The organism is Agromyces sp. P1_H4 (genome assembly GCF_056405255.1).
This window is the reverse complement of record NZ_JBFUCL010000163.1, coordinates 1-8,061: the sequence shown is the minus strand read 5'-3', so window position 1 is coordinate 8,061 and position 8,061 is coordinate 1. Positions and strand designations below refer to the sequence as shown.

Sequence of the window (8,061 nt, the reverse complement as noted above, 5' to 3'; positions counted from 1 at the left end):
GCCGGGTGTCGTGCTCGCCGCCGCGGCATCCGCGCGACCGGGCGGCCTCGAGGAGCCGGTCGCGCACGTCGGGCCGGGCGAGCGCCGCGAGCGCGGGCTGGCCGGTGGGGAGCACCAGGGTGAGCAACCAGCCGTCGAGCCCACGGGCGCGCGCCGCCTCGCGGGCCGTCGAGCGCGCACCCGCATCGAGGCCGGCGAGCTCCGCCTCGTCGACGAGGTGGAGGGCGAGGTCGTTCGTGTCCGCGAGGAGGTGCTGCTGGAAGGCCGTGGTCAGCGACGAGAGCTCGGCGTTCAGGGCGGCCAGGCGCTCGCGCGCCTCGGGGTCGAGCGCGGCACCCGCGAGCACGGCCTCCCGATGGACGCGTTCGAGGAGGTACGCCTGGTCGGGATCGAGCCCGAGCTCCTCGCGCATGCCGTGCAGCACGCCGATCCTGGCGAACAGCCGCGGATCGAGGCGGATCGCGTCGTGGTGGGCGGCGAGGAGCGGCGCCAGCTCCGCGTCCAGCGCATCGATCGCCTCGTCGGTGTCGGCCGAGCTCGCGTTCTCGAAGACCGGGAGCACGCGCCGCAGCAGCTCGCCCGAGCGCTCCAGGGCGACGATGGTGTTGGCGAACGACGGCGGCGCCGGATCATCGGCGATCGCCTCGACCTCCGCACGCTGCTCGTGCATGCCCTGCACGATCGCGTCACGGTAGTGCTCGGGCCGCAGGAGCGCGAACAACGGCAGCCCGTAGGGGAGGGTGCTGGGTTCGAGGAACGGATTCGACGCGTCGCCCATCCGACCACCCTATGGCGTTCGCGTGGCCGCTCGCCTGCCGGATCGCGTGGCRAGAGGGCGGCCACGGCGGTCGTAGGCTCGGAACATGCATGGCGACGCAGAGTCCATCGAGTCCGCACCGGCCGAGGCCTACACGCACGGCCATCATGAGAGCGTGCTCCGCGTGCACTCATGGCGCACCGTCGAGAACTCGGCTGCCTACCTCGCTCCTCACCTCGAGGCCGGTGCCCGGATCCTCGACGTCGGCAGCGGGCCCGGCACGATCACGATCGACCTCGCGCGCCGGGTGCGTCCGGGCCGGGTGGTCGGAGTGGATGCCGCTTCCGACGTCGTCGCGCGTGCGAACGGACTCGCCGCGAGCGAGCGCGTCGACAACGTGGAGTTCCGCGTGGGCGACGCCTACGCGCTCGAGTTCGCCGACGCGTCGTTCGACGTCGTGCACGCCCACCAGGTGCTGCAGCACCTCGCGCGCCCGGTCGACGCGCTGCACGAGTTCCGCCGCGTGCTGAAGCCCGGGGGACTGCTCGCCGTGCGCGACGTCGACTACGGGGGCGTCATCTGGAGCCCCGGATCGGCAGGGCTCGACCGCTGGCTCGAGCTCTACCACGACGTGGCCGTCGGCAACGGTGGCGAGCCCGACGCCGGGCGGCACCTGAAGCGGTGGGTCCGCGAGGCCGGCTTCACCGAGATCGAGGCGACGGCGACGAACTGGGTGTTCTCGACCGAGCTCGAGCGCGAGTGGTGGGGCAGCTCGTGGGCCGACCGCGCCACCCGATCGCAGTTCGCGGCGCACGCCATCGAGTCGGGTCACTCGAACCGGGCCGAACTCGAGCGCATCGCCACGGCCTGGCGCGAGTGGGCGGCAGACGACGACGGCTGGCTGCTCATGCCGCACGCCGAGGTGCTCGCCCGCGCCTGAGGGCGAGATCCGAGCGAGTCCGGCTACCAGTCCTCGTCGGCGTCGTGCGCGTCGACGATCGTGTCGCTCACGACCGAGCCGTCGTCGAGCTCGACGATGGGCCGTCCCTCGAGCCAGGTGAGGGTCCAGTGCCGGCCCTCGCCGTTGCCGGGGTGCCCCGCCTCAGCCGCGGCGATGCGCGGGCGCAGGTCGGTCGGCACCGACGCCGGCGGCTCCGCGCCGAACGACCACCGGGTGCCGAGCCGCATCAGGCGTCCATCTCGTAGGTCACCCACGTCGTGCGGCGGGCGAGCTCGTCGTAGAGGCGCCGGGCGTCGGCGTTATCCTCGGCGGTGATCCAGCTGACCCCGCCGGTGCCGACCTCGAGCGAGCGCGCGTGCACGAACTCGATGAGCGCGCGGCCGACTCCCGCACCGCGGACGGCCTCGGTGACGTAGAGGTCGTCGAGGTGGATGCCCCGCGTCGCCTGCAGCGTATCAGGCACGACGCGGAAGTGCGCGAGTCCGACCGGAGTGCCCTCGTCGTCGACGGCGAGCGCCGCGTGGAGCGGGTCGTGCTCGTCGCGGATCCAGTTCCACACGATGAGCGCCTTCGCGTCGTCGAGCTCGGTGTCGTAGAACTCGCAGTACGCCTCGAACAACGGCAGCCATCCGAAGAAGTCGTCGTCGCCTGCCAGGCGGATCTCGTGTGCCATCGCGTACCCCCTACGCCTCGGATGCCTCGAACACGATGTCGCGCACCTCGAACTGCTCCGCCTCGACGAACGAGAGGGAGGCGATGYGCCCCACCGCGCGCAGGTCGGCGGATGCCGACTCGATCAGCGCGATCGCCGGCGCGGACGCCGCGATCACGGCGCTCTCGACCGGGGTCTTCTGCGATGCCTTCGCATCGGTCTTCGCACGCCGGATGCCGGTGAGCGCGAGGCTCGCCAGTTCGAGCAGCTCCACGCCGGCCTCGCCGCGTGCCGCCAGCTCGTCGACCGTGGGCCACGGCGCGACGTGCACCGACCCCTCGTTCGACCAGCGCCAGGCCTCTTCGGTGGCGAACGGGATGACCGGTGCGAACAGGCGGAGCAGCACGCTGAGGGCGGTCTTCAGCGCCGCGACGGCCGACGCCTGCTCGGGGCTCGGCGCGCCGTAGGCGCGTTCCTTCACGAGCTCGAGGTAGTCGTCGCAGAAGGTCCAGAAGAACGTCTCGGCGGACTCGAGCGCGCGGGCGTGCTCGTAGGCGTCGTACGACCTGGTGGCGCTGGCGACCACCTCGGCGAGCTCGGCCAGCATGCTCCGGTCGACCGGCACGGTCACGGGGGCGTCGGCGCGACCGTCGAACGCGAGGATGAACTTCGCCGCGTTGAGCACCTTGATGGCGAGGCGGCGGCCGATCTTGACCTGCGTCGGGTTCTGCGGGTCGAACGCGGCATCCGTGCCCAGCCGGCTGGATGCCGCCCAGTAGCGCACCGCATCCGAGCCGTGCTGCTCGAGCAGGCCGGCCGGGGTGACCACGTTGCCCTTCGACTTCGACATCTTCTTGCGGTCGGGATCCACGATGAAGCCCGAGATCGCCGCGTTCTGCCACGGCTTCACGCCGTGCTCCAGCTCGGCGCGCAGCACCGTGGAGAACAGCCAGGTGCGGATGATGTCCTGGCCCTGCGGACGCAGCGAGTAGGGGAAGACGAGGTCGAAGAGCTCCTCGTCGCGCTCCCAGCCGGCGGCGAGCTGCGGCGTGAGCGACGACGTCGCCCAGGTGTCCATCACGTCGTGCTCACCGATGAAGCCGCCGGGCACGCCACGCTGCGACTCCTCGAAGCCCGGCGCGGGCGCCGACGACGGATCGACGGGGAGCAGGTCGCGCGTCGCCACGATGGGCTCGTCGAACACCGGGTTCCCGTCGGCGTCGAGCGGGTACCAGACGGGGATCGGCACGCCGAAGAAGCGCTGCCGGGAGACGAGCCAGTCGCCGGAGAGCCCGCCGACCCAGTTCTCGTACCGCACGCGCATGAAGTCGGGGTGCCAGTCGATGTCGCGGCCGTGGGCGACGAGCCGCTCCTTCAGCCCCTCGTCGCGTGCGCCGTTCACGATGTACCACTGCCGGGTGGAGACGATCTCGAGGGGACGATCGCCCTTCTCGAAGAACTTCACCGGGTGGGTGATCGCCTTGGGCTCGCCGAGGAGGTCGCCCGACGCCCGCAACTGGGCGACGACCGCCTGCTTGGCGGAGAAGGTCGTCTTGCCCGCGAGCTCGGCGAACGCGGCGCGACCCGCCTCGCTCGTGATGGCGTCCGGCGCCTCGGCGATGATGCGGCCGTCGAAGCCCATGATCGCGCGGTTGGGGAGGTTCAGCTCGCGCCACCAGACCACGTCGGTCACGTCGCCGAAGGTGCAGATCATGGCGATGCCGGTGCCCTYGTCCTTCTGGGCGAGGTGGTGCGCCACCACGGGCACCTCCACGCCGAAGACGGGAGTGGTCACGGTGGTGCCGAAGAGGGGCTGGTAGCGCTCGTCGTCGGGATGGGCGACGAGGGCCACGCACGCCGGGATGAGCTCGGGCCGACTCGTCTCGATCTCGACGATGCCGCCGTCGGGCCGGTGGAATGCCACCCGGTGGTAGTGCCCGGCCTGCTCGCGGTCCTCGAGTTCGGCCTGGGCGACGGCGGTGCGGAACGTCACGTCCCACAGCGTCGGGGCGAGCGCCTGGTAGGCCTCGCCGCGCTCGACGTTGCGCACGAAGGCGAGCTGTGAGGTGAAGAGCGCCTCGTCGGCGATCGTGCGGTAGGACTGCGTCCAGTCCACCGAGAGTCCGAGGGTGCGGAAGAGCGCCTCGAACTGCTGCTCGTCCTCGGCGGTGAGCCGCTCGCAGAGCTCGATGAAGTTGCGTCGGCTGATCGGCTGCTGGTCGGCAGCCCTCGTGCTCTTGTTGTCGCCGCCCTCGAAGGGCGGGACGAAGTCGGGGTCGTAGGGCAGCGACGGGTCGCAGCGCACGCCGTAGTAGTTCTGCACGCGGCGCTCGGTCGGCAGGCCGTTGTCGTCCCAGCCCATGGGATAGAAGACGCTTCGGCCGCGCATGCGCTGGTAGCGCGCGATGAGATCGGTGTGCGTGAACGAGAACACGTGCCCGATGTGGAGGGAACCCGACGCGGTCGGCGGCGGGGTGTCGATCGAGTAGACGCGCTCGCGCGTGGCCCGCTCGCGGTCGAACCGGTAGACGCCGTCGCGCTCCCATGCGTCGCCCCAGACCGTCTCGAGTCCTTCGAGCGCTGGCTTGTCGGGGATGCGCGAGTGATCGGTCATGATGCTCCGGTTCGATATCGGCGGCACCGTGTCGGTGAAGAGGTGCCTGAATGTGCGACGATCCAGCCTACCGGAGACGACTCGGCCCGCCGGGAACCGGCGGGCCGAGGGGGTGCCGCTCACGCAGCGGCGGTGGATGGGGTCAGGCGGCGGATGCCGGCTCGGGGGTCGCCACGACGTCGGGGTCGCCGACCTCGGGCACCCGCGGCATCCGCGACGCTGCCCACGCCGACACGAGCGTGACGGCCGACAGGAGGGCGAGCACCACGCCGGGGTGCCACCAGGCGTAGCCGGTCGACTCGCCGAGGGCGAGGGTGACGAGCGGCACGAAGCCGCCCACCGTCGCGGCGATGGCGTACGACAGCGAGAGCGCCGAGTACCGGAAGTGGTCGGGGAACAGGTCGTTCATGAGGCCGCCGAGCGCCGCCCACGACATGGTGGGCAGGATGCCGCCGATGATCATCGTGCCCACGAGGATCGGGAACGTGGCGAACTGCAGCAGGAAGTACATCGGGAACGTGATGAGCAGCGTGCCGAGTGCGCCCCATGCGACGACACGCGCCGAGCCGATGCGCGTCGCCCACGATCCGAACAACGGGATGGTGATGAGCTGCAGCAGTCCGCCGATGGTCGTGGCGATGAGCAGGTCCTGGAAGCTGAAGCCCAGCTCCGCCGCGCCGTAGTTGATCGTGTACGTGTTCATGAGCGAATAGGAACCGATGCCGAGCAGCGCCGCGCCGATCGCGATGACGATCGCCACCGGGCGCCGGCGGAACATGGCGACGAAGGGCACGCGGTCGCGTCGCCCCTCGGCGACGACCTCGCGGAACACGGGCGTCTCGTCGATCGTCCAGCGGAGGTACAGCGACACGAGCAGCAGCGGGAAGGCGATGAGGAACGGGATGCGCCACCCCCACGCCGCGAGCTCCTCGGCCGGCAGCGCGATCGTCATGACGATGAACAGCGCCGCGGAGAGGATCGATCCCACGGGGGACCCGAGCTGGGGGATCGCGGCGTAGAACGCGCGCTTCACGGGGCCCGAGTGCTCGGTGGCGAGGAGGATCGAGCCGCCCCACTCGCCGCCCAGGGAGAGGCCCTGCACGACGCGCAGCAGCACCAGGAGCACGGCACCGATCCAGCCGGCCTGCGCGTAGGTGGGCAGCACGCCGATGAGGCCGGTCGCGACACCCATGATGCCGACGGTCCAGAGCAGCGTGGTCCGGCGTCCGAGCCGGTCGCCCATGTGCCCGAAGAGGATGGCGCCGATGGGGCGCACGACGAAGGCGACGGCGACCGTCGCGAAGGCGGCGAGCTGCGCGCCGAACGCGCCCAGCGGGTCGAAGAAGAGCGGCCCGATGAAGAAGGCCGAGAAGTAGGCGAAGACGTAGAAGTCGAAGGACTCGAGCGAGGTGCCGACCATCGAGGCCCACGCGACGCGTCGGGCGGGATTCGTGGGCGCGGGGGTCGCCGGGGCGGGAGGTGCAGTGGTCACGCAGTCATCCTTGCAGCGGGTGAGGTCGGCGACAATCAACTTGTTCCATTTCAAATAGAACAATAGAATCAAGTAGTGCTGATCCGCCTCGATCCCGCCCGCGCCACCCCGCTGTTCCAGCAGCTCACCTCGGCCGTGCGCGCGGCCATCATCGACGGTCGCGTCATCGGCGGCGAGCGCCTCCCGGCCGCTCGCGATCTCGCCCGCTCGCTCGGGGTGAACATGCACACCGTGCTCCGTGCGTACGGCGTGCTGCGCGACGAGGGACTGATCGAACTGCACCGGGGTCGCGGTGCCGTCGTGGCGGTGCGCATCGGCGGGCACGCGGCGCTGGCCGGCGCGATCCACGACCTCGTCGACGAGGCGAAGCTGCACGACCTTCCCGAGAGCGCGTTGCTCGCGCTCATCAGCGAGGCGTACCGCGGGTCTCCCGCCGCCTCGGGCGTGCTTCGCGGAGCCCGGACGCGGTAGTCTGGAGGGCAACGACGTCGATCCGGCCATCACCGGGGAGTCTTCGGAAGAACGCGAACGGATGCCGCGAGGCATCCGCTCGTCACTAGAACCGAACGGGTGGCCCGTCACAGCCGAATGAGGGGCCTCGACATCCACGGATGCCGGGGCAAGCGAGGTGGTACCGCGGCGGTGCTCGATCGAGCAGCCGGCGTCCTCGCGAGAGCATCCGTCCCCGCAAGGAGCGAGCGTGTACCCCCGTACCCCAGACGACCACGGTGTCGCCCCCTCACCCGACTTCCCCGCCGTCGAGCGCGAGGTCCTCGCCTTCTGGAAGCAGGACGGCACCTTCCAGGCGTCGATCGACCAGCGCGAGGGCTCGCCCGAGTGGGTGTTCTACGACGGCCCGCCGTTCGCCAACGGTCTCCCGCACTACGGGCACCTGCTGACCGGATACGCGAAGGACCTCTTCCCGCGCTTCCAGACCATGCGCGGCCACCAGGTGCACCGCCGCTTCGGATGGGACACGCACGGCCTGCCCGCGGAGCTCGAGGCGGAGCGCCAGCTCGGCATCACCGACAAGAGCGAGATCGAGGCGATGGGCATCGCGGCCTTCAACGAGGCCGCGCGCGAGGCCGTGCTGCGCTACACCAAGGAGTGGCAGGAGTACGTCACCCGGCAGGCGCGGTGGGTCGACTTCGAGCACGACTACAAGACGCTCGACGTGACGTTCATGGAGTCGGTGGTGTGGGCGTTCAAGACCCTGCACGACAAGGGGCTCGCCTACGAGGGCTACCGGGTGCTGCCGTACTGCTGGCGCGACCAGACGCCGCTCTCGAACCACGAGCTGCGCATGGACGACGACGTCTACAAGATGCGGCAGGACCAGACGGTCACGGTCACGTTCCCGCTGACGGGCGCGAAGGCCGAGTCGCTCGGGCTCACCGCCGTGCGCGCGCTCGCCTGGACGACGACGCCGTGGACGCTCCCGACGAACTTCGCGCTCGCGGTCGGTCCCGACATCGAGTACGCCGTGGTGCCAGCCGGGCCCAACGGCACGCCCGACGCGACGGTGCTGCGCGAACGGGCCGGCGCCTCCGACACCGAGGTGCTCGGCGGCGAGTACCTCCTCGCC

At 70.9% G+C, this 8,061-nt stretch carries 7 protein-coding genes and 1 pseudogene; 3 read left to right on the top strand and 5 right to left on the bottom strand.

The genetic code is table 11. The features are described 5' to 3' along the window. Window positions 1-778, bottom strand: a pseudogene (locus AC1DY2_RS11165) (M3 family metallopeptidase); the annotation flags it as partial. Window positions 779-863: 85 nt separating this feature from the next. On the opposite strand from AC1DY2_RS11165, the gene AC1DY2_RS11160 reads away from it, so the two are divergent. Further along, entirely contained in the window at window positions 864-1,697 is an 834-nt protein-coding gene (locus AC1DY2_RS11160) for a methyltransferase domain-containing protein (protein ID WP_476762494.1), read from the top strand. A gap of 23 nt (window positions 1,698-1,720) precedes the next feature. Here the strand turns inward: AC1DY2_RS11160 and AC1DY2_RS11155 are convergent, their stop codons facing one another. The 4 genes from AC1DY2_RS11155 to AC1DY2_RS11140 form a co-directional block, all read right to left on the bottom strand. Further along, the gene (locus AC1DY2_RS11155; protein ID WP_476762493.1) at window positions 1,721-1,945 is read right to left on the bottom strand and encodes a hypothetical protein; all 225 of its coding nucleotides are present in this window, start codon (window positions 1,943-1,945) and stop codon (window positions 1,721-1,723) included. Further along, window positions 1,945-2,391: an N-acetyltransferase family protein gene (locus AC1DY2_RS11150; protein WP_476762492.1), complete on the bottom strand. Its 447-nt coding sequence runs from the start codon at window positions 2,389-2,391 to the stop codon at window positions 1,945-1,947. Before AC1DY2_RS11150 ends, AC1DY2_RS11155 begins: the two co-directional genes overlap by 1 nt. 10 nt (window positions 2,392-2,401) lie before the next feature. Beyond that, the gene (valS, locus tag AC1DY2_RS11145; protein WP_476762491.1) at window positions 2,402-4,984 is read right to left on the bottom strand and encodes a valine--tRNA ligase; all 2,583 of its coding nucleotides are present in this window, start codon (window positions 4,982-4,984) and stop codon (window positions 2,402-2,404) included. Window positions 4,985-5,126: 142 nt separating this feature from the next. Next, complete coding sequence (locus AC1DY2_RS11140) at window positions 5,127-6,476, bottom strand: MFS transporter (RefSeq protein ID WP_476762490.1); 1,350 nt, start codon at window positions 6,474-6,476, stop codon at window positions 5,127-5,129. A 75-nt stretch (window positions 6,477-6,551) separates the two neighbouring features. Here AC1DY2_RS11140 and AC1DY2_RS11135 point away from each other — a divergent pair, with 75 nt between their 5' ends. Together AC1DY2_RS11135 and AC1DY2_RS11130 are read left to right on the top strand one after the other, a co-directional pair. Further along, the gene (locus tag AC1DY2_RS11135; protein WP_476762489.1) at window positions 6,552-6,947 is read left to right on the top strand and encodes a GntR family transcriptional regulator; all 396 of its coding nucleotides are present in this window, start codon (window positions 6,552-6,554) and stop codon (window positions 6,945-6,947) included. Window positions 6,948-7,176: 229 nt separating this feature from the next. Then, a partial coding sequence (locus tag AC1DY2_RS11130) for a class I tRNA ligase family protein (protein ID WP_476762488.1) occupies window positions 7,177-8,061 on the top strand: 885 nt, incomplete at its 3' end.

What these genes read in the sequence shown, in the direction of transcription:
- AC1DY2_RS11160 (WP_476762494.1), top strand. Translation starts at nt 864, where the DNA reads ATGCATGGCGACGCAGAGTCCATCGAGTCCGCACCGGCCGAGGCCTAC.
- AC1DY2_RS11155 (WP_476762493.1), bottom strand. Translation starts at nt 1,945, where the DNA reads ATGCGGCTCGGCACCCGGTGGTCGTTCGGCGCGGAGCCGCCGGCGTCG.
- AC1DY2_RS11150 (WP_476762492.1), bottom strand. Translation starts at nt 2,391, where the DNA reads ATGGCACACGAGATCCGCCTGGCAGGCGACGACGACTTCTTCGGATGG.